This is a genomic window from Streptomyces sp. CB01635 (genome assembly GCF_002803065.1).
GTDB lineage: Bacteria > Actinomycetota > Actinomycetes > Streptomycetales > Streptomycetaceae > Streptomyces.
Window position 1 is genome coordinate 276,789 of record NZ_NNBL01000006.1, and the last position, 22,089, is coordinate 298,877.

The 22,089-nt window shown below is 67.8% G+C and carries 22 protein-coding genes and 2 tRNA genes; 13 read left to right on the forward strand and 11 right to left on the reverse strand.

Going from position 1 to position 22,089, the window contains the following annotated elements:
- Window positions 1-45: 45 nt before the first annotated feature.
- A tRNA-Thr gene (locus CG723_RS20580) sits at window positions 46-118 on the reverse strand.
- Window positions 119-426: 308 nt separating this feature from the next.
- On the opposite strand from CG723_RS20580, the gene CG723_RS20590 reads away from it, so the two are divergent.
- Window positions 427-1,689 (forward strand): amidohydrolase family protein, encoded by a 1,263-nt coding sequence (locus CG723_RS20590; RefSeq protein ID WP_100594916.1) that lies wholly within the window; start codon window positions 427-429, stop codon window positions 1,687-1,689.
- 78 nt (window positions 1,690-1,767) lie between these two features.
- Here CG723_RS20590 and CG723_RS20595 read toward each other — a convergent pair whose 3' ends face one another.
- Complete coding sequence (locus tag CG723_RS20595; protein WP_159032496.1) at window positions 1,768-2,841, reverse strand: hypothetical protein; 1,074 nt, start codon at window positions 2,839-2,841, stop codon at window positions 1,768-1,770.
- Window positions 2,842-2,917: 76 nt separating this feature from the next.
- On the opposite strand from CG723_RS20595, the gene CG723_RS20605 reads away from it, so the two are divergent.
- On the forward strand, window positions 2,918-3,574 hold the full coding sequence (locus tag CG723_RS20605) for an SDR family oxidoreductase (RefSeq protein ID WP_100594918.1): 657 nt from the start codon (window positions 2,918-2,920) through the stop codon (window positions 3,572-3,574).
- Window positions 3,575-3,581: 7 nt separating this feature from the next.
- Here the strand turns inward: CG723_RS20605 and CG723_RS20610 are convergent, their stop codons facing one another.
- On the reverse strand, window positions 3,582-3,806 hold the full coding sequence (locus CG723_RS20610) for a hypothetical protein (protein ID WP_100594976.1): 225 nt from the start codon (window positions 3,804-3,806) through the stop codon (window positions 3,582-3,584).
- A gap of 240 nt (window positions 3,807-4,046) precedes the next feature.
- Here CG723_RS20610 and nadE point away from each other — a divergent pair, with 240 nt between their 5' ends.
- Complete coding sequence (nadE, locus tag CG723_RS20615) at window positions 4,047-4,877, forward strand: ammonia-dependent NAD(+) synthetase (RefSeq protein WP_100594919.1); 831 nt, start codon at window positions 4,047-4,049, stop codon at window positions 4,875-4,877.
- Window positions 4,878-4,994: 117 nt separating this feature from the next.
- Here the strand turns inward: nadE and CG723_RS20620 are convergent, their stop codons facing one another.
- The 3 genes from CG723_RS20620 to CG723_RS20625 all read right to left on the reverse strand — a co-directional run bounded on the left by CG723_RS20620 (window position 4,995) and on the right by CG723_RS20625 (window position 6,753).
- Complete coding sequence (locus CG723_RS20620) at window positions 4,995-5,783, reverse strand: hypothetical protein (RefSeq protein ID WP_234374414.1); 789 nt, start codon at window positions 5,781-5,783, stop codon at window positions 4,995-4,997.
- Window positions 5,784-6,275: 492 nt separating this feature from the next.
- A tRNA-Tyr gene (locus CG723_RS46290) sits at window positions 6,276-6,364 on the reverse strand.
- Entirely contained in the window at window positions 6,361-6,753 is a 393-nt protein-coding gene (locus CG723_RS20625; protein WP_159032497.1) for a hypothetical protein, read from the reverse strand. Before CG723_RS20625 ends, CG723_RS46290 begins: the two co-directional genes overlap by 4 nt.
- Before the next feature lie 23 nt (window positions 6,754-6,776).
- Between CG723_RS20625 and CG723_RS20630 the strand changes: the two genes are divergently transcribed.
- Window positions 6,777-7,127: a hypothetical protein gene (locus CG723_RS20630; RefSeq protein WP_234374415.1), complete on the forward strand. Its 351-nt coding sequence runs from the start codon at window positions 6,777-6,779 to the stop codon at window positions 7,125-7,127.
- Here CG723_RS20630 and CG723_RS46295 read toward each other — a convergent pair.
- On the reverse strand, window positions 7,096-8,388 hold the full coding sequence (locus CG723_RS46295; protein WP_159032498.1) for a calcium-binding protein: 1,293 nt from the start codon (window positions 8,386-8,388) through the stop codon (window positions 7,096-7,098). The two genes, CG723_RS20630 and CG723_RS46295, sit on opposite strands and share 32 nt — an antisense overlap.
- An 824-nt stretch (window positions 8,389-9,212) precedes the next feature.
- Window positions 9,213-10,514: a calcium-binding protein gene (locus CG723_RS48965; RefSeq protein ID WP_159032499.1), complete on the reverse strand. Its 1,302-nt coding sequence runs from the start codon at window positions 10,512-10,514 to the stop codon at window positions 9,213-9,215.
- Between the two features lie 370 nt (window positions 10,515-10,884).
- Between CG723_RS48965 and CG723_RS20655 the strand changes: the two genes are divergently transcribed.
- From CG723_RS20655 to CG723_RS20665, 3 genes are all read left to right on the forward strand, one after another.
- Window positions 10,885-11,085 carry a hypothetical protein gene (locus CG723_RS20655; protein WP_100594924.1) on the forward strand — a complete coding sequence of 67 codons (201 nt, stop codon included), beginning with the start codon at window positions 10,885-10,887 and terminating at the stop codon, window positions 11,083-11,085.
- Window positions 11,082-11,312 (forward strand): winged helix-turn-helix transcriptional regulator, encoded by a 231-nt coding sequence (locus CG723_RS20660; protein ID WP_100594925.1) that lies wholly within the window; start codon window positions 11,082-11,084, stop codon window positions 11,310-11,312. Before CG723_RS20655 ends, CG723_RS20660 begins: the two co-directional genes overlap by 4 nt.
- Before the next feature lie 309 nt (window positions 11,313-11,621).
- Window positions 11,622-14,045: a restriction endonuclease gene (locus tag CG723_RS20665; RefSeq protein ID WP_100594926.1), complete on the forward strand. Its 2,424-nt coding sequence runs from the start codon at window positions 11,622-11,624 to the stop codon at window positions 14,043-14,045.
- Between the two features lie 123 nt (window positions 14,046-14,168).
- Here CG723_RS20665 and CG723_RS20670 read toward each other — a convergent pair whose 3' ends face one another.
- The 3 genes from CG723_RS20670 to CG723_RS20680 all read right to left on the reverse strand — a co-directional run bounded on the left by CG723_RS20670 (window position 14,169) and on the right by CG723_RS20680 (window position 16,593).
- Window positions 14,169-14,876 carry a creatininase family protein gene (locus tag CG723_RS20670; protein WP_100594927.1) on the reverse strand — a complete coding sequence of 236 codons (708 nt, stop codon included), beginning with the start codon at window positions 14,874-14,876 and terminating at the stop codon, window positions 14,169-14,171.
- 18 nt (window positions 14,877-14,894) lie between these two features.
- Window positions 14,895-16,079: a hypothetical protein gene (locus tag CG723_RS20675; protein WP_100594928.1), complete on the reverse strand. Its 1,185-nt coding sequence runs from the start codon at window positions 16,077-16,079 to the stop codon at window positions 14,895-14,897.
- A 130-nt stretch (window positions 16,080-16,209) separates the two neighbouring features.
- Entirely contained in the window at window positions 16,210-16,593 is a 384-nt protein-coding gene (locus CG723_RS20680; protein ID WP_159032500.1) for a GntR family transcriptional regulator, read from the reverse strand.
- A gap of 753 nt (window positions 16,594-17,346) precedes the next feature.
- On the opposite strand from CG723_RS20680, the gene CG723_RS20690 reads away from it, so the two are divergent.
- The 6 genes from CG723_RS20690 (at window position 17,347) to CG723_RS20715 (ending at window position 22,065) form a co-directional block, all read left to right on the forward strand.
- On the forward strand, window positions 17,347-17,574 hold the full coding sequence (locus CG723_RS20690; RefSeq protein WP_100594931.1) for a hypothetical protein: 228 nt from the start codon (window positions 17,347-17,349) through the stop codon (window positions 17,572-17,574).
- Window positions 17,575-17,708: 134 nt separating this feature from the next.
- Window positions 17,709-17,978 (forward strand): DUF6284 family protein, encoded by a 270-nt coding sequence (locus CG723_RS20695; protein WP_100594932.1) that lies wholly within the window; start codon window positions 17,709-17,711, stop codon window positions 17,976-17,978.
- Complete coding sequence (locus tag CG723_RS20700) at window positions 17,975-19,078, forward strand: conjugal transfer protein (RefSeq protein WP_100594933.1); 1,104 nt, start codon at window positions 17,975-17,977, stop codon at window positions 19,076-19,078. The genes CG723_RS20695 and CG723_RS20700 overlap by 4 nt, the downstream gene beginning before the upstream one ends.
- Window positions 19,078-19,464 (forward strand): RRQRL motif-containing zinc-binding protein, encoded by a 387-nt coding sequence (locus CG723_RS20705; protein WP_100594934.1) that lies wholly within the window; start codon window positions 19,078-19,080, stop codon window positions 19,462-19,464. The genes CG723_RS20700 and CG723_RS20705 overlap by 1 nt, the downstream gene beginning before the upstream one ends.
- A gap of 15 nt (window positions 19,465-19,479) precedes the next feature.
- The gene (locus CG723_RS20710; protein ID WP_100594935.1) at window positions 19,480-21,672 is read left to right on the forward strand and encodes a cell division protein FtsK; all 2,193 of its coding nucleotides are present in this window, start codon (window positions 19,480-19,482) and stop codon (window positions 21,670-21,672) included.
- A 141-nt stretch (window positions 21,673-21,813) separates the two neighbouring features.
- Window positions 21,814-22,065: a hypothetical protein gene (locus CG723_RS20715; RefSeq protein WP_100594936.1), complete on the forward strand. Its 252-nt coding sequence runs from the start codon at window positions 21,814-21,816 to the stop codon at window positions 22,063-22,065.
- The last annotated feature ends 24 nt before the right edge of the window (window positions 22,066-22,089 follow it).

Consider the following 22,089-nt stretch of genomic DNA (forward strand, 5'->3'; position numbering starts at 1 on the left):
TTGATGCGATGCCCCTCACCCGAAGGTGAGGGAACTTCACACCAGAGCCCCAATACGGAATCGAACCGTAGACCTTCTCCTTACCATGGAGACGCTCTACCGACTGAGCTATTGGGGCGAGCGATGAAGACATTACACGCTCGCCCGCCGATCGCCCAAATCCGTTTCGCGGCCGCCCCCCAGGGGCAGGACCACGGCCGTTCCGGAGCCGCAACAACCGCCCACGACCGCCTCATCGGCACCACGCACCACAGCAGTACGACTATTGCGCTCCTCCGCGAAGCTATTGCGCTCCTCCGCGAAGCGGGCCTGCCGCAGCTCTAGGCTCGACCCGCGCTGCGTGATCTTGTACGCCCCTTCCGGCCCGCCTCCGGTCCGGGGCGGCCCCCGCCCACGCGGCCGCCGCCCCCGAACCCCAGGAGCGCGATGCCCGACAGCCAGCCGCAGCACCCCCGCTCCCCCGGCAACGACTCCGCCGCCGAGAGCACCGCCCTCCTCCTGTCCGGTGCCCGGCTCACCGACGGCCGGACCGTGGACGTGCGGCTCGACGACGAGCGCATCGAGGCCGTCGGCACGGCCGGCAGCCTCACCGCCCCCTCCGCGCGTGTGGACCTCGGCGGCTACCTCCTGCTCCCTGCCCCCGCCGAACCCCACGCCCATGGCGACACGGCGCTGTCCGAGGAGACGGAGGGGCCGGTGTCGTACGACGGGCCCGACGTGCAGCGGCGGGCCACCGAGGCCGCGCTGCTCCAGCTCGGGCACGGGGCCACCGCGCAGCGCGCGCATGTGCGGATCGGGGATCTGCAGGGCCTCGGCCCGATGGAGGCGGTGCTCCAGGCGTGGCGGTCGCTGCGCGGCCTGGCCGATCTGCGGACCGTGGCGATGCCCCGGCTCCTGACGGGCCTCGCGGGGGCCGACGGCCTGTCGATGCTGCGGGACGCGGTGAAGATGGGCGCGTCCGTGGTGGGCGGGTGCCCGGATCTCGACCCCGACCCGACCGGCTACGTGGAGGCGGTCCTCGAGGTCGCGGCGGAGCACGGCTGCGCGGTGGATCTGCATACGGACGGCGGTGATCCGGCACGGCTCGGGCGGATCGCGACGATGGCCGGAGGGCTGCGGCCCGGCGTCACGATCGGGCCGTGCGGCGGGCTCGGACGGCTGCCGCGCGAGGTCGCCGCGCGCACCGCCGACCGACTCGCCGCCGCGGGCGTCACGGTGGTCTGCCTGCCGCAGGGCGGCTGCGCGGGCGTCGACCGTCGCGGCACGGCTCCCGTACGGCTCCTGCGTGCGGCCGGCGTGCGGGTCGCGGCGGGCAGCGGGGCGCTGCGCGACATGGCGAACCCGGTGGGGCGCGGCGATCCGCTGGAGGCCGCGCACCTGCTGGTCTCGCGCTACGGGCTGCGCCCCGAGGAGGCGTACGACTGCGTCAGCGGGGCAGCGCGGGCAGCGCTCGGGCTGCCCGAGGTGCGGGTGGAGGCGGGCTTCCCCGCGGAGCTCGTCGCCGTGCGCGGCGACCGGCTCGCGGGTGCGCTCTCACTCGCGTACAGCCGGATCGTGGTGCACCGGGGGCGGGTGGTGGCGCGCACCAGTGCGGTGCGGGAGTACTGCGACTCGGCGTCGGCGCTCGATCTGCCGCGGCAGGGGCGGGCGGGGAAGCCGATGGAGGGCGGGGGCTGCGGGCAGGAGTGAAAGGGCCCGCCCGCACGCGGGACCCCTTGACTCCTGTGAAGCCCATCTACCGCCCTTCCCCAGGGCTTTGACCAACCGTCAGAAGCCGCCCATCGGGGTACCCATCATGAACGGGTTGCCGCCCGCGAGCTCACCGAGCGGGACCTCGGTCGCGCCGGACGGTGCGCTGATGTCGCCCGCCTTGCCGAACTTGAGCACCAGCGGGACCTTGGCGCCCTTCTTGCCGTCGGCGAGGGTCGCGAGGTCGAAGGAGATCTTCGACAGCGTGCCGTTGGTGATGGAGAAGTCGACGGCCACCTTCTTGGCGGGGGCGTCCTTGAGGTCCTTGGCGGTGGGAAATCCGGCGCCGGGCGGCAGTTCGTCCTTCAGGGGGCCGAGCTTGTCGAAGAGGTCCGTCAGGAGCTCACGGAAGGACGCCTTGGCAACGATGCGCTCCGTGCCGTCCTTGGTGCCGGCGCTGCGGAGCGTGACGTCGTCGGCGATGACGCCGCGCAGGGCCTTGAGGACCTTCCGCTGGGTGTGCTCGTCCAGGCCACCGGAACCCTTGGAGCCGTTGCCTGAAGTGTTCTTCCCGGCGTCCGAGACGTCCACCTTGACCCACTCGCCTTCGAGGGCCTTCGCGAGCCCCTCCTCGCCCTTCGGGAGGTCCTTCGGCGAGGGGAGGGGGAAGCCCATGAGTTCCGACGACTTCTGCATGTCGAGGCGGAAGTAGACGAAGTCTCCGGCGAACCGGTACTCGGCCAGGGTGCCGCCCTGGGCCGACACCTTCGCGCCCATCCCGACGAAGTCCTTCCCGCCCGACTCGGACAGCGGCTTCTTCGACCGTACGGCGAAGGTGATGTGGGCACCGGCGAACGCCTTGGCGATCGTCGGTGGCATGGCCTCGTCGCCCTGTCCGCCGGCCAGCTCCATGAGCGCGTCCGGCTTCGCGCCGAGGCCCAACTCGAAGGACAGCGACTTCTGTTCGCCGAGCTTGTCGGCGGCCTTGTCGATCTTCTGACCAGCCGTCAGGTTCTCGACGGTGCCGCAGGCGGAGGTGGTCGCGAGCAGCAGGGCGGCGCAGGCGGCCGCGGTGAGGGTGGTGGTGCGTATGGCGCTGATGTCTGTCTCCCGCAGAGGTCCGATGAGAGACCCGGCGGCCGTCGGCGGCACGGGTCGCTGATGAGACCCACGAGGCGCCCGCAAGGTTGCGCGGCGAACGGGGTCGGCCCGGCGTACGGTCGGAAGCATGCGCATTGTCATCGCTGGTGGTCATGGTCAGATCGCGCTGCGGCTCGAGCGTCTGCTCGCCGCACGCGGAGACGAGGTCGCGGGCGTCATCCGCCGCGCCGAGCAGGCGGACGACCTGCGGGAGGCCGGGGCCGAGCCCCTTGTGTGCGACCTGGAATCGGCGTCCGTGGAGGAGGTCGCCGGGCTTCTGGAGGGCGCGGACGCGGCGGTGTTCGCGGCCGGCGCGGGGCCGGGCAGCACGGCCGGACGCAAAGACACGGTGGACCGGGGGGCGGCCGTGCTGTTCGCGGACGCGGCGGAGCGGGCCGGGGTCCGGCGGTACGTCGTGGTGTCGTCGATGGGCGCGGACCCGGCCCATCAGGGTGACGAGGTCTTCGACGCGTATCTGCGGGCCAAGGGCGAGGCGGACGTGTCCGTACGGGCCCGGTCCGGCCTGGACTGGACGATCCTGCGTCCCGGGATGCTCACGGACGACGCGGGCACCGGACTCGTCCGTCTGGAGGCGTCCACCGGGCGGGGTCCGGTGCCGCGGGACGATGTGGCGGCGGTGCTCGCGGAGCTGGTGGACACGCCCGCCACCGCGGGGCTGACGCTGGAGCTGATCTCCGGGTCGGCGCCGGTGATGGTGGCGGTCAAGTCGGTCGCGGGGAACTGAGCGCGGTTCAGAAGAGCGGGAGCTGGCCGGGCGCTGTCGGGACCACGTAGCCGTCGAGGGACGGCTGCGCGGCGCCGAGCTGCGCCGGCCTGCGGGAGCCGGGGCAGGACACGAGTTCGCCCGCGCTGCGGGCCCCGGGCGGGTCGTGGCGGGCGAAGCGGCCGGCCACGACGGCGATGTCGCGGCGGCACTCGGGGCAGTTTCTGCGGCGAGACGCCGACGGTACGGACATGGGGATCAGTCTGCGCCACGGGGTGTCCGAGGATCCGAAGAAGCCCCCTCCGGACTGCGATGCCACGGTCCGCGGGGCTTCCCTGAGGGCTTCCCGCCATGGGGCGGCGCCGGGCACAGCCTGCCTCGTCCACGTCCCGTCCACGCCTCGTCCCGGCACATCCCGCGCCCCCCTGACCTCCCGGACACCCCCAGTAGGGTGGGCGCGACAGCACCCCACGAACCGGAGCAAGGAGCAGACGTGAGCGAGTCGGCGTCTAACGACCTGCAGCAGGAGATCGCCCGCGAACTCCAGGTCGCCGAGACCTTCGAGGCCGAGCGTGAGATCGAACGGCGGGTGGCCTTCCTCACCGAACGGCTGACCTCCACCGGCCTGCGCTCCCTCGTGCTCGGCATCAGCGGCGGTGTCGACTCCACAACAGCCGGCCGGCTGTGCCAGCTCGCCGTGGAGCGGGCCCGGGCTGCCGGACACGAGGCGCGGTTCTACGCGATGCGGCTGCCCTACGGGATTCAGGCCGACGAGCACGATGCCCAACTCGCGCTCTCCTTCATCCGCGCCGACCACGTGCTGACCGTGGACATCAAGCCCGCCAGCGACGCCGCGATCGAGGCCGCACTGGCCGCCGACGTGAACTTCCGCGACGAGGGCCACCAGGACTTCGTGCACGGCAACATCAAGGCCCGGCAGCGCATGGTCGCCCAGTACGCGGTGGCCGGCGCGCACAACGGCCTGGTCGTCGGCACCGACCACGCCGCCGAGGCCGTCTCCGGCTTCTTCACGAAGTTCGGCGACGGCGCCGCGGACCTGGTCCCGCTGACCGGCCTGACCAAGCGCCGGGTGCGCGCCGTCGCGGACTCGCTGGGCGCACCCGCCGAGCTGGTGTGGAAGGTCCCCACGGCCGACCTGGAGACCCTCGACCCGGGCAAGGCCGACGAGGACGCGCTCGGGGTCACCTACGACGACATCGACGACTTCCTGGAGGGCAAGCCGGTCGACGGGCGGGCCTTCGAGACGATCGTCCACCGCTACCGCCTCACCGACCACAAGCGTCAACTCCCCATCGCGCCCTAGAGGGCGCTGTGCGCCGGGGATGCAAAGAACCCCCTCCGAACTGCGTTTCCGCAGTTCGGAGGGGGTTCTTCACTATGTGGCGGTTCCCGGTGGAATACGCGGGGCGGGCCGGTCGCGTCAGTGGGCGCGAAGGGCTCTGACGCCGTTGGCCTCGAAGTCGTAGATGGTGTCGTTGATCCGGAGGCCGTCGACAGCGCCGGCCCAGAGGTGGTCACGGCCCTTGCCTACGGCGACCGTGAGGATCTTGGGTGCGTCGCCGCCGTCGTTGAGGGCGGCCTTCACATCGGCGAAGCTGCACGCATCGGAAGCAGCGCAGTGGGTGACGCTGCCCTCGGCGCCGGTGAGGTACCAGTAGCCGGAGGTGGTGGCGTTGATGTAGCCGCTCCACCGGTTGGTCGCCAGAACCGCGTCCGGCACCCACACCAAGGTGGTGTAGTTGTCCGCCGGCAGGGTGCTGAGGTTGGCGTCGATCTCCAACCTGATGTTCGGCAGGTTCTTCGTGCCCCCGTAGTCGACGTTCTCGCCGGTCTGGAAGACGTGGAAGCCGAGCTTGTTCAGGCCCAGCACCGGCTTGTTGTAGAAGTCGACCTCGTTGCCGAAGTCGATCTTCTCGGCGGCAGAATCGGGCCGCGAGGTGGATTTGTCCGCCACCTCGATTCCAAGGCTGCCCACTCCATAGGGCGGCCTGGCCGCGGTGCCCGTCACGCCGTACGTGCCGAACGGGCCGTTCCGCAGCGCGGCGACGGGGGAGCCGATCGTGTTGCGGGCGATCACGCCCCAGTGATCCGAGCCTCCGGTTCCGCCTGCGTCAGCAGACGCCGATCCCGGGAGGGTCGAGGCGACGACGGCGGCCAGTGCGGTGACCACGAGCGCCGTTCCCCGGCTCATGCCAAAGCGAACGTTCACACTCACTCCTTCTGCGTGGGTGAAGAACCAGACATGCGCCTGACCGAAGGGCCAGGCTCGCGCCGACACTCGACCGACGCGACGGGCGCCACCGTATATGACTCTCCGTAGCAAAATCGGCCGCGACATACTTCTTATATCTACCTATTCGCGTAATAGACGCCTAGGACAGTCCGGCCTACATCACTCTCCGTGTCCGATATGCGATCGTATTGCCGACCGGCGGGCCGGACTCAGGGAGGGACTCCAGTGACGGACACCGAACGCGACGGACACGTCCCTGCCTTCCGCCCATGACGGCATGGATGGACGGCGACCGGCGGCTGGTCATAGCGAACGACGGGCGCGGGCCCGTGAGTTCGCGCCCGGCGGCGAGGAGGCCGCCTCGCCGCTCACCAGAAGGCCGTCTGAACTACGTCACACCGGGGTGTCGAAAACAAAGAACCCCCTCCGAACCACGTTTCCGCAGTTCGGAGGGGGTTCTCCACCATGTGGCGGCGCCAGGATTCGAACCTGGGAAGGCTGAGCCGGCAGATCTACAGTCCGCCGAAGAGCAGCGGTCTATTCCTCAACTGACCTACGAAAGCAGCAGCGGACCACCGAGACTGCCCGCCGCCGTCCACATGTCGTCCAGAGGGACCCGAACCAGGAGCTCGCCCTTCACGGCTGCGTCCCGCATGACTTGGGGCCGCCGGTCGTAGACCGACAGCCCCAAAGACTCGAAGCACGGCCCGAGTCCGACGCCCCCGGCAGCCTTGGCCTCGTACGCTACGGCCTTGGGCGCCGGCTCGGAACGGCGATGTGCAACTGTTTGGAGACCGTGCATAGCAGCATGGAACGCAGCCCCGATCTCGCGTGCTCTCTTCTCAGTCTCGATCGGCCACATGGAAATGTGGTCAGCCCCGATGTTGGCCTGCTCCACGGTGCCATCCAATACCAGCGCTTCAGCCGCGGACTGCAGGATCGTCATCGCCTGGTCCGGCACGTAGGGCCTTGCCCGACGTGTCGGCCGTCCGCACCCCGCTCTACAGCTGGGCGTTCAACGTGAACGGCTGGAAGGAGGAGCCGCCGGCGAAGGTAGCCAAGGTACTCGCCTGGCTCGAGCGGAAGTCTCTGCCCGCCTCGGCCCTCGCGGACCGTATGCAGGTGCGGGCCGCTCTGGACGCCCTCACGAGGAGGCTGGACGGGACGACCGCCGCAGCGTCAACGATCCGTCGGAAGCACGCGATCTTTCACAACGCGCTCGTCTACGCGGTCGACGCCGGTCTCCTCGCCGACAACCCTCTCCCTCAGGTCCGTTGGAAGTGCGGGGTCAGAAGCAGCCGGGTCCGGTGGAGGGGTTGAAGCAGGCGTTGGTGCCGGGGCCGCCGTCGTTGGTGTTGGTGCCGGTGCCGCCGAAGAGGGCGTCGTTGCCGGGACCGCCGAGGAGGGCGTCGTTGCCGTTGTTGCCGTTCAGGTTGTCGGTGCCGTTGCCGCCTTCGATGCGGTCGTTGCCGTCGCCGCCGGACAGCACGTCGTTGCCGTCACCGCCGCAGACGATGTCGTTGCCACCACGGCCGTCGACCACGTCGTTGCCGCCGAGAGCGAAGATCACGTCATTGCCGGGAGTGCCGACCAGGACGTTGTTGGCGTTGGTACCGGTGATGGTGGGCGTGGCGGTCGCGCAGGTGGGGGGCGCCGGCTCGTAGGTGATGGTCACCTGGGCCGGCCCCGCGGCAGGTCCGGAGGTACCACCCGTGGGGACACGGTTCGACGCACCACCGCCGCCACCGGGACCGAAAGCGGGAGGGAGAGGGAGAGGGGGGTTCTGGATGGTGCTGCATCCTCCGCCGCCGCCTCCACCGAACCAGCCGCCCCCGCCTCCGCCCGCCCCGAAGGCGCCTCCGCCGTTACCGCCCGCACCGCCCGTGCCCGGAGTGCCGGATGTACCGCCGCCGCCGGGGCATACGGCTCCGCCTGTGCCGCCGGCCGTCTGGGTTCCGCCGCCGCCGCCCTGGCCGCCGCTGTTCGTTCTGCTGCCGCCGGCCGTACCGGTGTTTCCGGCGTTTCCGCCCTTGGCCTCCGGGACGAGGAAATTGGACAAGGGGCTGCTTCCGCCGCCGCCTCCGCCGCCCGCGACGATGAGGCGGGGGTCGGTGGCGGGGACGCCGGTCAGGGTGCAGCCGGGGCCCGCCGAGCTGCAGGTGCGGACATCGCTGGATCCGCCGCCGGCACCGCCTGTACTCGCCGGTCCGCCGCCGGCGCCCCCGCCCGTGCCGACGTTGACATAGAGGGTGGTCGTGCTCGGTGGCACGGTGACGGTGCCGGTGACGGTGGCGCCGTTGCCGCCCACGCCGCCGTTAGGCCCGTTCTGGCCCGCGGCGCCGGTGGCGGTGACGGTCAGTTGGGTGACGCCGGACGGGACGGTGAAGGGCTGGTCGGCGCCGGCGTTGAAGGTGACCGTCACGGGCGCCGCCGCGGCGGGCGTGGCCGTGGGCACCACCAGTGCCGCCGGCAGCGCCACCGTGGCGAGCAGGACGGCAGCACGCCTGGCCGGGCGCCGCCGCTCACCCGCGGCTCCCGCGTCACGTCGAGGGAACATGGCATGTTGCAGGGTCGGTCTCACGATGGGGACTCCTCGACAAAGAGCGCGGCACTCAGCACGTGCCACGGACGTCGGTTGATGTTGAGGCCCCTGCCGGGACCGCCCGACGATCAAGCCACACGCACCCTGTGCGGCCGTACAGACACACCGTCATACCGCCCGCGATCCACCGACCAGCCGCTGCCGACCCCGAACTCGGCCCTGTGATCCGTTGCCAAGTGGACCGATGCCCTGCCAGGTCACCCCGCCCCACCAGAAAAACAGGGATCCCTCCGCTGCTGGTCACCTGATCCGCCGGACAGGCCCTGGAGATCCCGTCCACGCACCGTCCACGCGCTCTGAGACGGAGCGTTCGAGAGCGAGAGAGAGCGAGACAGTCCCGCCCCCGCGTGAGGGCAAAAGAAAAGGTCCCCGACCTGCTGAAACAGCAGGTCGGGGACCTTTTACCTTCCAGTGGCGGCGCCAGGATTCGAACCTGGGAAGGCTGAGCCGGCAGATTTACAGTCCCCACAGGCGAGTGGGTCTGACCTCGCCGTTTTCTGAGGGACTAGCGCGTTGCCCCACGCTGGCCCCACTAGGGCGCGTCCGGCGCATCGCGGTTCGGCACGCCTGGCACGACTTCGTGGCCGAATCCCCGAGTGCCCCGTTCGGGGGCGGCTGTTGGGTTGCGGTACTTCACTGCTGTACGCCTGTCTCTGGACTGGGTTCCGCGTGCGAGCAGGCTTACTTGCCTCGGATGGACAGAGCGTTGAAGCGGGCCTCGTGCGTCGGTCGCCGCTGCGACGAGGGATGCGCGGGGCCTGTTTCTGATGTTCGTCGACCAGGTCGGAGGCGTGTGGGGTGGGTCAGAAGCAGCCGGGTCCGGTGGAGGGGTTGAAGCAGGCGTTGGTGCCGGGGCCGCCGTCGTTGGTGTTGGTGCCGGTGCCGCCGAAGAGGGCGTCGTTGCCGGGACCGCCGAGGAGGGCGTCGTTGCCGTTGTTGCCATTCAGGTTGTCGGCGCCGTTGCCGCCTTCGATGCGGTCGTTGCCGTCGCCGCCGGACAGTGCGTCGTTGCCGTCGCCGCCGCACAGCAGGTCGTTGCCGCCGAGCCCGTTGATGACGTCGTTGCCGCCGAGACCGAAGATCGCATCGGGTCCCGGGGTTCCGTTGAGGATGTCGGAGCGGTTGGTGCCGGTGATGATGTTGAACCCTTGCGGGTTGGCCGGGGTGACGTTGGCGCAGGTGGGGGGCACCGGCTCGTAGGTGATCGTCACCTGGGCCGGCCCCACGGCAGGTGCGGAGGTACCACCCGTGGGGACACGGTTCGACGCACCACCGCCGCCACCGGGGCCGTAAGCGTTAGGGGAGTTCTGGATAAGGCCGCAGCCTCCGCCGCCGCCTCCACCGAACCAGCCGCCCCCGCCTCCGCCCGCCCCGAAGCCGCCTCCGCCGTTACCGCCCGCACCGCCCGTGCCCGGAGTGCCGGATGTACCGCCGCCGAAGGGGCATACGGCTCCGCCCGCGCCGCCGGCGGTCTGGGTTCCGCCGCCGCCGCCCTGGCCGCTGTTCGTTCTGTCGCCGCCGTCCTCCCCGGTGTTTCCGGCATCCCCGCCGGTGGCCTCCGGGTTGAGGAAATTGAGGGTGAAGCCGCTTCCGCCGCCGCCTCCGCCGCCCGCGACGATGAGGCGGGGGTCGGAGGCGGGGACGCCGGTCAGGGTGCAGCCCGGGCCGGCCGAGCTGCAGGTGCGGACATCGCTGGAACCGCCGCCGGCACCGCCCGTGACAATCCCCGATCCGCCGCCGGCGCCCCCGCCCGTGCCGACGTTGACAAAGAGGGTGGTCGTGCTCACCGGCACGGTGACGGTGCCGGTGACGGTGGCGCCGTTGCCTCCTGCGCCGCCGTTAGGCCCGTTCTGGCCCGCGGCGCCGGTGGCGGAGACGGTCAGTTGAGTGACGCCGGACGGGACGGTGAAGGGCTGGTTGGCGCCCGCGTTGAAGGTGACGGTCACGGGCGCCGCCGCGGCGGGCGTGGCCGTGGGCACCACCAGTGCCGCCGGCAGCGCCACCGTGGCGAGCAGGACGGCAGCACGCCGGGCCGGGCGCCGCCGCTCACCTACGGCTCCGGCGTCACGTCGAGGGAACATGGCATGTTGCAGGGTCGGTCTCACGATGGGGACTCCTCGACAAAGAGCGCGGCACTCAGCACGTGCCACGGACGTCGGTCGGTGTTGAGGCCCCTGCCGGGACCGCCCGACGATCAAGCCACACGCACCCTGTGCGGCCGTACAGACACACCGTCATACCGCCCGCGATCCACCGACCAGACGCTGCCCGACTAGGAACAGGGATCCCTCCGCTGCTGGTCACATGGTCCGCCGGACAGGCCCTATGGCACTGATCTCGCGACCGTGGAAGCGCCCACGACTCTCCGGAGCGGAGTCACGGAGCCCGTCGACATGGGGCACGGCCGCTTCAGACCGTCACGCGGGGGCGCGTTTCGTCGTGCACAGAAAATCGAACACATGCTCTACTGGACTCATGGTGCACAACGAGCATTCCCGCGACATCGTGCAGGCCCAACGCGACTGGATCCGCACCTACAACGCCCTCGCCGAGGCCCCGACCGGTAGCAATACACGTCTGCGGCGGCGCCTGATCGATCTGTCCCGCCGCCTCGTCCAGGGCGTCCCTCGGGAGCAGCTCGCGGACCTGCGCCAGCAGGCTGAGGAGAAACCGTGACCCGCGTCCGACGGTCTTGGGACATCACGGAGCGCCAGCAGTCGGTACTCGCCGCGATACGCGCCCACATCGCCGATCACGGCGAGGCCCCCACCGTGCGGGAGATCGCTGCGGCCGTCGGCCTGGCTAGCCCTTCGTCAGTGCTGTACCAGCTACGCCGCCTTGAGGAGGCAGGGGTCGTTCGGCGCGCTCGGGGCGCCGGCTCGCGGGACTACCGGCTCAGCTGACGCCCGCCGCCCGCCCCATTTACAGCGGGCCAACTACGCCCAGTACGACCAGGCAACACGTTGCCCCCAGGTCCCTCCGGAGGACGCATGGGGGAACTAGGTCCTGGGCGGCGGGAGCTTGGGACAGCTGCAGCACGCCCCAGCCGGCCCTCGCCGGAGGGTTACTACTCCGAAGATCAACTACTGCGTAGCGAGCAGCCGTGAGCAGTGAGTTGGTCTGGCACTGGGTATGCACCACGAGCACTGTGGGATGGTCGATCTGGATACGGACCACGGTGACTCCGGTCACCTGCGAACGGGGAGGCTCAGGTGACCTCACCTGACTACGACTTCACAGACCTGTCGCCCTACGATTTCGAGGCGCTCCTGAGAGACCTGCTCTCTGCGCACGAAGGCATTGCTTTTTCTACCTACCGGATCGGCCCCGACGGTGGGATCGATCTACAGGCACGAACAGATTCAGCAGTCGTAATTGCGCAATGTAAGCATACCCCCCAGGCCTCGCGGGCTAAGCTCATAAGTCTCGCTGCGCAGGAAATGGGGAAGTCTCAAAATTTCGAAGCCGAAATCAGTCGCTACATATTCATCACCTCTGCCGATATCACCCCGAAAACCGAACGTGAGATTCGGGAGGAACTGACAGATCTCGCTCCCACCGTTGAGGTTCACGGCAGAGGCTGGATAAACGCCCTCCTCGCCATGCACCCAGATCTTGAGCGGCGCCACTTCAAACTGTGGCTGAAGTCGTCGGTCGCAATCAGAGAAATGCTCAGCGGAGGGGTTTTCCTTAGAGGCGAGTCCAGGGCGAGGCGTATCGAGGAAAATTACCTCCGATTCGTTCATCACGATATCTGCGATAGGGCCGAAAAATCTCTGGAGGTAAATGGAATTGCAATCCTTCAAGGAGCCCCAGGTGCTGGTAAGACTGCCGCCGCCGAGTACCTAATTCTGCAGTGGTGGCGCAGGGGTTTTCGAGTAATCGTAGATCCGCGCACTGTCGATAATTGGTGGTCTTGGTTGGCAGACGAAACACCCACCGTCTTCTTCTTTGATGATGCTTGGGGGCAGACTCGCCTGCATGATCACTCATCAAGTCACCACGAGAAAGACTTTGCAGAATTCTTGGCCTCTATAATCCAGGAGAATTTGCGAGGCGATAGGTCCAGAGTAAGAACGAAAGTTGCAGTAGTTACGAGCAGATCGCTGGTGTTGCATGACACAAGGCGCTATAGCGACGCTACCAACACCTTGCTTGAGGCCGTATCCGATGCGCTGATTCCAGTAGGACGCTTGCCGCACGACGTAAAGTCAAGAATCCTTTTCAATCACGTCAATATTGCCATCGATAATGATCCGGTCAGGGCTCAGCTCGCATCATACGACTGGTGGACAACCACAGCAGCACACCCGAACTACTCACCCCGAATTGTAGAGATCGTCACCAAGCGACGCCGCTTCGAGTCAGGCGCCCAACTCGTGGCTGAACTGCGAGAGGCGCTGGACGACCCTCAGCAAATCTGGCAGTCATCCTTTGACTCCTTCTCATCCCTTGAACAACTGCTACTACTCATTCTGGCCGTATCGGACTCTCAAGGAGTCGAACGCGATGCTGTGACGCTCCGCCTACGGGATCACTCACTCACCGAGATCAGCAATACGATCAGACGCCTTTCCGGGAACTGGATCGAGCGGTCAAACGAGAAAGGTACCGAAGTATATGCGCTCTCCGACCCAAGTCAGCGTGACTTCCTAGTCCGACACGTCGCGCGCGAGTCGTTGGCCTGCTTAGACCTGATCAAACACTCGCACTCATACAAAGATGTTGCAGCCCTCTGTGAGCAAGGAAGGCCTTCTGAACTTGAGTACCAGCCATCACTATTCTCACTGGAAGAAGCCTCCCTGCGAGAGTCATTGGATGCATGCACACACCCGCTTCTCAATTCCCTCCGCGCCCATTGGGCGTCAGCAATTAAGCGTCTCGAATCAGTACCTCGCGGTTTCCTGACGGTACCCACCCAGGCGTTCGTTGATCTATTTACCATGTTCATCGAAATCGTCGCATACCACTCCGATCGTTATTCGGGACGCGGGTGGGCGTCATTCAACCACGACGGCTGGACTGAATCCGCAATGCGCGTGATTTCGGCGTTGCTGGACGATACGGACATGGGTTCCTTCGAGGAGACTCTCGAAGCGGTCTGGCAAATACACGGCACATACTCCAAAGTGACACGTTATCGAGTATTTGAAGGTCCGTATCAAGACCACATGCAGTGGATTCGCGACACCCTGATGATGGCCTGGTACGAGTGGGACAGAGTTGGCGTGGAAACATTTGGGGAGGCTCGTTACTGGAGCGACCTCGCAGAAGCCGTGATCGACGATCCAGGATTCTTCAGAGCGGTCGGGTTCCATGAGGGTGCAGCATCGGTCTTGGAAGACATTGAATCTTTCGACGCCGAGGTGAGTTTTCAAATCGAATCTGATACCCACACCCAGGATTGGGTGGCCAAGGTGGAAGAACTAGAGGAACTGTTTGACTGCACGCTTCAGGATTCACGGAGGACATTGAGATTGAGGGGACTACTTCCCGAAAAGTCATTGGCCTTCTACGCGCAGGAAACCGCTGCACCTGATGGATTGCCTGGAATTGACGGGAAAGGGGAATACCGAGCCTCGGGCACAATAGATGCGCTATTTCGCTCACTCGGCAAGGGCGTGCACGAGGATTAGCTTCTGCCCTGAGGTACTGCCGAAGCGGGGACCCCGAACACCGAATCGGTGTTCGGGACGAGGGAAGGTGCTCTCCGCTAGAGATTGGCGTTCCCTCAAGGGATGGGCGAAGAGGGTGCGCGCCTACTCGCCAAGCGCTCGCAGATGCTCAGAGAAGTCCAGCACCAGGCTCGCGAGCACGGCTTTGCCCTTGTCCGCCGTTGCGTACGAGGGAAAGCCGATGACCCCGGTCTCCGTATACGCCTTCATGCCGTGCGTAAGGAGGAACGGGCGCTCCCCGCCGTCATGGTCCGCAGACTCGTAGCCGTCGCGCACGAGGCCCGGCTCCGCGTGAAGCAAGATGGAAGTCTCGATCTCTCCCGCGTGCATGTCGCCGTGAGCGTCGGAGACGAGGCCGGCGCGCTCGCGGGACCGGTTCCACTCGCGGCCCTGCGGGAAGAGTGTCATCCGCGGCTCAGTCAGATTGGCTTCCTGAACGATGTTCGAGAGCACGTAGTTGCCGCCGTGGGCGTTGACGAGCACGAGCTTGCGGATTCCGGAGGCTTCGAGCGACACGGCGATGTCGTTGACCATGGCGTGGAGCGTCCGAGCGCTGATGCTCACCGTGCCGGCCCAGGTCCCGTGTTCGTGGCTGCACGCGATTGTCACGGGCGGGAGCTGAAGCACCGGGTAGGCGGCAGCAATCTCGCGGGCGATGATGCACGCGATCGCCGTGTCTGTGATGAGCGGCAGGTAGGCGCCGTGCTGCTCGTACGAACCGATCGGAAGAATGGCGACTCGCGGTTCCTGTTCCTGGACGTCAGTGGTGGTGATCGCGGGAAGCAGGTTCACGGCTCTCCTTCAGTGTGGTCACGTCCCCTTCATACTGCCCACGGCCCGGTTGAGTTCTGCAATCTCCACAAGCTTGCGGAACGGTTCCAGGTGCGTTTGCAGCCGGGTCAACTCTGCCAAGATCCGCGCCGACCCAGTCGTCTGCGCGATGCTCACCGCCTGCGTGGCTGCGCTGACGGCCCCCTCCAGGTCCTCGTTCTGCGCGTAGGCCGTGGCCAACCGGGCCAGGCACAGCCCCCGGTCGCGCTGCTGCTGGGCAGGCCATTGCACGAGGCTCTCCTCCAGCGTCCGCACTGCATCCTCAGGCCGGTTGAGCGCGATGGCGCAGTTGGCCGCCTCCATGTCGATGTACGCGACGGAGACGTACGGAGCTAGACCGTCATCGTCCCCGGGGTCCTTCCCTGCGAGGGTGCGTGCCTCATCGAGCGCTCGGGCCGTCTCGCTCGCATTGCCTAGCACGGCGTGAGCATTCGCTCGCGCTCGTAACGCCACGGCTTCCACCTGGCTCGGGATCTTGCCCGCATAGTTCAGCGCGGCATTGACCAGACCTTGGGCGTAGCCGGCGTGCCCGGCTTCCGTCGCAATGTTGGCGCGCCGCTGGAAGACGTAGGCGCTCAGGGTCGGGTCATCGAGTTCGTATGCGTAGTCCAGGGCCCGGTTCGTCCACAGCATCGCTTCCTGTGAGTCCCCGGAGTCCTGATAGAGCCACCCCAGGAACTCCGCATACCGCAGACCAACACGGAGGACTTCACTCCTCGCGGGGCCCGCAGCATCCGCGCACAACTGCTCGATGAGCGGCACTTGGCTCTGGACCGCGGGCACAAGGAACCTCGGGCCGACGAGCGGCTCAGCCTGGGCATGCTGCACAAACACAGACTTGAGGTAGCCGAGGACTTCCGGTGATGCCGTGGGCGCCGGACCCCGCGGGCTGGGCAGCTTCGGCAGTGCATCGAGCTGTGAAGGTGCGGCCTCTAACGCGAAGCCGAGCTCCAGGCGAGTCGCCTCGTAGACCTCACAAAAGATCGCCTGGTACTCGGGGCCCGGCGGCCGGCGCCCGTTCTCGAACATGGAGAGCTGAGTCTTCAGACTGGATCGCGATGGAAGTTCGAAGCCGAGTCTCGCGGCAGCGTCAGCCATCGCGTCCATCAACTCAGCCTGCGACCACCCGCGAGCAACGCGCGCGCCTTGCAACTTGGTCTTCATCGCTTCCCCAACGTCAGGCGATGCTCCGGACTTACATGATTGCCCAATAGCACCGCTGACGTGGGGAGTTAACAGGTAACACAGAGGTGGTGTTAACCCCTGTCCACTGTCAACCGGCGCGGGATCGGGCCTACTGGCTCTCGTCAGCGCGACCGGGGCGACTCGCTTCAAGCCTCTCGACTCGGCCGCGAAGTTCCGAGAGCTGGGAGGTGACATGTTCGAGTTGCCGCAGGACTTCGGAGAGGTCTTCACCGTTGCCAGGCTTACGGGCCTCGGTGACCTGCTTCGGATCCCGGGCGTAGTTACCTCGCCCCGTGGTCGTCAGGAGTCCCTCATCCCGAAGGACCCCGAGCGCCTTTTGCACGGTGGTCGGCGAGATGTTGAAGCGGCTCGCCAACTCCCGTACAGAGCCCACCTTGTTGCCGGACTTGATGACTCCATCCCTGATCTCACGTCGCAGGGTCTCGGCTGCTTGCTCGTAGGGCTGTCTGGGGTCGTCCTCAGCGATCGTCACGCATTCGAGCGTACCCACTAGCACGACCTAGCACGTTCCTTGCGCGGACCTCTTGCGCGATGTCACGTGCTAGTACATGCTGTTACGTGCCAGCAAGGGAGTCCGTAGGGGCCGATCGGCCGCATGCACCACTGCTTGACCTGCACGAACGCACAGGGCGGGGACGCTGCAATCCCGCTAAAGGCCAGAAATCAGGGCTTCGGCCCGACTGGCGAGGTGGCCCGGTGACCGCGAGCAACGGCCGGAGGGTGGGGACATCGGTCCCCCTTGCAGTGCACAACGCCTGTTGTTCGAGCGGAGAGGAGACCGCGCTCGTGCGCACCTTAAGAATCTGGGCGCCGCCGGGTCGGCCGGCATGGCGGCGCCGCTCCATCCCCCCGTTCACGAGCAGCGCTAGCGCGCCGTGAACAACCGGTCAGCTCCTCATCGTTCCGCGGCGGCTAGCGCTGCGGCCGGTTGCCTCCGCTGCTCGTCGCGTACGAGCAGGGCTGAGGGGGGCCGAAACAGAGGAAGGAGCCCGTGATGGGGCTGTTCGGAACGTCATCAAAGGTCATGTCGGTGCCCAAGCGTGAGTGCGCAGTGCTGGGAGCACGCCTACAACCGTGCAGTTCACCGGAGGCTCGGCCCCCGAGAGGACTGCCCTCAGTGCGTGGACCACATGGTCAATGGCTGCCCTGGCTTCAACAGGGGCTGACGGTACTACCGCCCCGCCGCATCGCGGCGGGGCTTCCCGTCTCTCATCAAGGACGTGCCATGAACACGAGCTACCTCGACGACATCGCCCGTCGCATCGCCTACGCCACTGAGCAGTTCACCCCCAGCCACCGCCCAAACGCCCGGCAGAAGGCCGATGCCGCCGCGATCCTGCGCGACATGGTCCAGGCGACCGAGACCCACGGCCTTTCGTTCGCCGACTTCGACGGCATCGCCGACTTCCCGCGCATGGCCATCCAGCTCGTCCAGCACCGCGACCAGCACTGACCACTCCGACCTGCTGACCGAACGCCGCCCACCGCGCGGCTTTCGCCTTCAACCCACTTCTACGGCGCGCGGCCCCGGTGCAGGAACACCGGGGCCGCTGTCGAGCCGCACACCTGCTAGGGAGAACACGACTCATGAAGAACATCGTTGCACTTCAGGCCGTCGTTACGGCCGACGGGTTCGACCGCGAGCCCACATACGCGGAGCTGAACGCCATCGAGTGCGAGATGCCCGTCATCCTGGCCCGCGTCGAGCTGCTGGACGCGCAGATCGCCACCCTGGACCGGCCAGCCACCGACCTGGATCAGCAGCGCATCCGCCGCGCCCGGCGCAAGGTCCTGGCCGCCCGCCGCAAGCTGGCCAACCGGTCCGCCACCCTCACGGAAACGGGCGGTGCGGCATGACCTCACAGTCCCGTAAGCCGCTGAGCAAGGTGCAGATCATCGTGCTGAGTGCGGCGTTCGTGCCGATGCTCGCCACCGGCGCGTTCGGTGGGGTCGGCACCTACAGCAACATCAGCCGCGCCTACGGCAAGGGCACCGCGCTCGGGGCCGTGGCCGCGGGCGAGGGCGCCACCGCCGTCCTGGCCCTCGTGCTGCTCGGGCTGACCATGCTGGGCCAGTCCTCCCCTCGCATCATCCGGCTCGGCCTGTGGGCCCTGCCGGCCGCCGCGTCCGCGATGGCCGCGATGGCGGCCGACAACCCCGGCACCACTGTCATCTACGCCATCACCCCGATGGGCATGTGCGTCTCGGCCGAGGGCATCGCCTTCCTGGCCCGCCGCATCGCCGTCCACACCTCCGGGCGGGACGCGGAAGGCGAGCGCCGGGCGGTCGAGGTCGTCCAGCGGCTCGCCTATCACCGGGCCCGCGCAACCAACCACCCCGATGCAAATACCCGCAAGCGCTCCGATCGGGCGTCGTGGCGACTGGCCCGCAAGGTCGGATCGGGCGATGCGTCGCTCGGATCGGCGCTGCTCGACGTGCAGCGCCAGCGCGTCACGATCGGCGCGGACGCCGCGCTCGGGGCCATGTTCCGCCTCACCCCCGACGCGCTTCCCGCTCTGGATGCGAATGCGGAGGAATCTACCGAGACCATGAGGATTCGGTCTACGGCTGACCTGCCCGAATCGACTCCGGCGCCGATCACGGCGAACCCGATCGTTCTGCCGCCTCCGGTCGCGGTCGGCTTCCTGAAGTCGGCCCTTGTGACCAAGCCCGTTCCGGCAATCGAGTCGGCCACGGTCCGGCCGATCGAGAAGCGCACCGTGCCCGCCGAATCGACCCGGCCCCGTGGGGCCACCGGCCGCGTGCCGGACGCTGCCCGATCGAGTCGGCCCAAGCGGACCGCCGATCAACTGCTCGATGAGGCCCGCACGGTCACGGCCGACTGGCCGGACGCGAAGCTGACCGCCGAGGGGATCCGGCTCGCGGTGCGCACGTCGCCGAAGAATGCCCGGATCCTGCGGGAGACCCTTCGCGCCGAGCGCGCTGAGGCGGCGTGATGGGCACCGCCTACAGCAAGTGCTACGACCCGTCCGGCGCCCGCTACGGGATCCCCACCTACCCGTGGAAGTTCGCCCCCGACGGCTATGCCACCCGCCGGCAGCTCCGCTCCCTGGGGTTGCGGCCGGGTGGTCAGCCGATAGCGGCCCAGCTCATGCGCATCTCGCGCCGCCGCAAGGCGGGCGCCGCGTTCGCCTACCTGTACCGGGTCGACGCTGCGAAGCCGGTGCGGCCGATGACGTCGCGCAAGTGGGGCGCGCTCGCGTTGGCGATGCTCGCCCGCCGCACCTGCCCCGTCTGCCGCATCGCCTACGGCTACTGCCTGCCGACCTCGCTCGGCATGTGCCTGATCTGCGCAAACAGCGACAACCACACGTCTCTTTAGAGGAGTTGGCCCAGCATGACGGAGATGAATCTGTCCGGTCCTCCCGCGGAGGAGTCGGCGGATGTTCTGCCGTTCCGCCTGAAGAAGCAGGACCCGGCTCCCGATGAGGTGAAGCCGGGCGAGTGGGAGGCAGAGCTCCCCGACACCGACGACCCCGAGGCCGACGAACTCACCGAGGGCGCGCAGGTCGACCTGCCCCGCGAGGCCTACCCGCCGTCGGTGAGCGAGTGGATGGAGGCCAAGGACAAGGCGCGTCTTCCCGTCCTGCCGGACTGGGTGAAGCTGCCTGACCAGCGCACTGCGGTGCGTAAGTGGGCGGTGCGGCACTACTCGACGATGGTCGGCTATCACGCGGTTCGTCTGCCGTGCATCTACGCCCCGAAGGTCCTGGCCTACTCGCCGCGCGGGGCGTGGCGCTGGTCGACAGCGATCGGCCGCTGGGTGTTCGACAGCGAGGGCAAGGCCCTGCGTCTGGCCGCGGTCGCCGCGGAGGATGCGGGCGAGTATCTGGCCCTGTCCCGTCAGCGCAACGACCGCGTGAAGATGCGCGGTGTCGTCGCCACGATCGCGGGGTTCATCGGCCTGGCCGCGGCCCTGACCGTGTACGTCATGGCCCCCTCGTGGCTGTTGCTGCTGTCCGTGGCGGCGCTGACGACGACGCTGGGGGCGGTGGGGGCGCCAGCCGATCGGCCGCTCATCGATCGGGCCAAGGTGACGTTCCGCAAGCGCAAGTTGTCCTCGGACATCATCATCCGCGCCCATGAAGCGGCCAAGCTGACCATCAAGGACCAGTCGATCAGCTTCCCGCGGCCGATCGGTCGTGACGGCGACGGTTGGCGCGTCGTGGTCGACCTGCCCTACGGCCTGCACTTCAAGGACGCGCTCAACGCCCATGCCCGGCTCGCCTCCGGTATGGACATCGCGCCGACTCAGCTCTTCCTCGACATCGACGAGACGAGCAATCGGCGGGTGTCGTACTGGATCGCTGACCGCGATCCGCTCGCGGTCCCGTCGGGTAAGTCGCCGCTGCTCGGGGCGACTCGGGTGGACTTCTGGAAGCCGTTCCCGTGGGGCGTGGATGAGCGGGGTAACCCGGTCATGGCCACGATGCTGTGGCTGTCTTTGCTGGTCGGTGCGGTGCCGCGGCAGGGCAAGACGTTCTCCGCCCGCACCATCGCGCTCGCTGCGGCCCTGGATCCGTACGTGCGGCTGTACGTGTTCGACGGGAAGGCCTCGCCGGACTGGCGGGCGTTCGCCAAGGTCGCCCACCGCATCGGGTTCGGCATCGTCCCCAAGAACGGCATCGACCCCGTGGGGCACCTGCTGTCCTCGCTGCGGGAGCTGAAGGCGGATGTGGAGGACCGCTACCACCGGCTCTCCGAACTGCCGCTGCACATCTGCCCGGAGGGCAAGCTCACCCCGGAGATCAGCCGGGACAAGAAGCTGAACATGCCCCTCACGCTGTTCGTCGTGGATGAGGTGCAGGAGTACTTGCAGCACCCCGAGCACGGCAAGGAGATCCTTGCCCTGCTGGTCTACCTCGCCCGCGTGGCCCCCGCGGTCGGCGTCAGCGTGATGACGTCGACGCAGAAGCCAGACGACAAGGCCTGCCCGTCCGAGCTGCGTGACCAGCACCAGGCCCGATTCGCCCTGCGGGTAGGCGCCTACCAGGTCTCCGACACCATCCTGGGCGCCGGTTCCTACAGCGAGGGCCTGGACGCGTCCAAGCTCCTCAAGTCCCACAAGGGTGTTGGCCTGCTCAAGGGCATGTCGGACGACTCGGGGATCGTGCGCACCTACCTCGCCGACGGCCAAGACGCCGAACGCATCCTGACCCGCGCCGCCGCGCTGCGCGAGGCCGAAGGGACCCTGTCCGGCGACGCGGCCGGCGAGGCCCCGGCCCCGGAGGCATCGGCCACGATCCTGGACGACGTCGCCCAGGTCCTGGGCAAGGGCGAGACCAAGGTGTGGTCCGAGACCATCGTCGACCGCCTCGCCGACCTGCGCCCCGACGTCTACGGCGCGTGGGCCGAACTGGAGGCCAAGCCCAAGGCGGAAGCGCTCACCGCCGCGCTCAAGCCGTACGGCGTGGCCACCGAGCAGATCGGCCGCCGCATCGACGGCAAGCCCGTGAACAAGCGCGGCATCAAGCGCGAGGACCTCGCCGCCGCGATTACCCAGCGCAACGAGAAGCGGGACGCCGGATAGCTCTCCGGGGCCGCTAGCGCTAGCGGCAGCCGTCGCTAACGTTAGCGACCCTGCTAGCGACCCAAACCGCCTCTGATCAGGTCGCTAGCGGATAGCGGCCCACCTGCGGAAACCCCAGGAATCGACCCAGGAGGCCCCTCGATGACCCTCCCTACCCTCGCTATCGCCTGCCTGCTCGCCGTCACACTCTGTTACGGCATGCGGTGCTGGCTCAGCCCGTTCGGCAACTGCCGCAAGTGCGACGGCATGGGCCACCACATCAAGTACGACCGCAAGAACCGGCCCAAGCGCGCCAAGGAATGCCGCCGCTGCAAGGGCTACGGCATCCGCATACGCGTCGGCCGCCACCTCTACAACCGCGCCCGCCGCACCTACGACGCCGGCACCCGCTGAACACGCCCCGCACCGCCCCGGCAC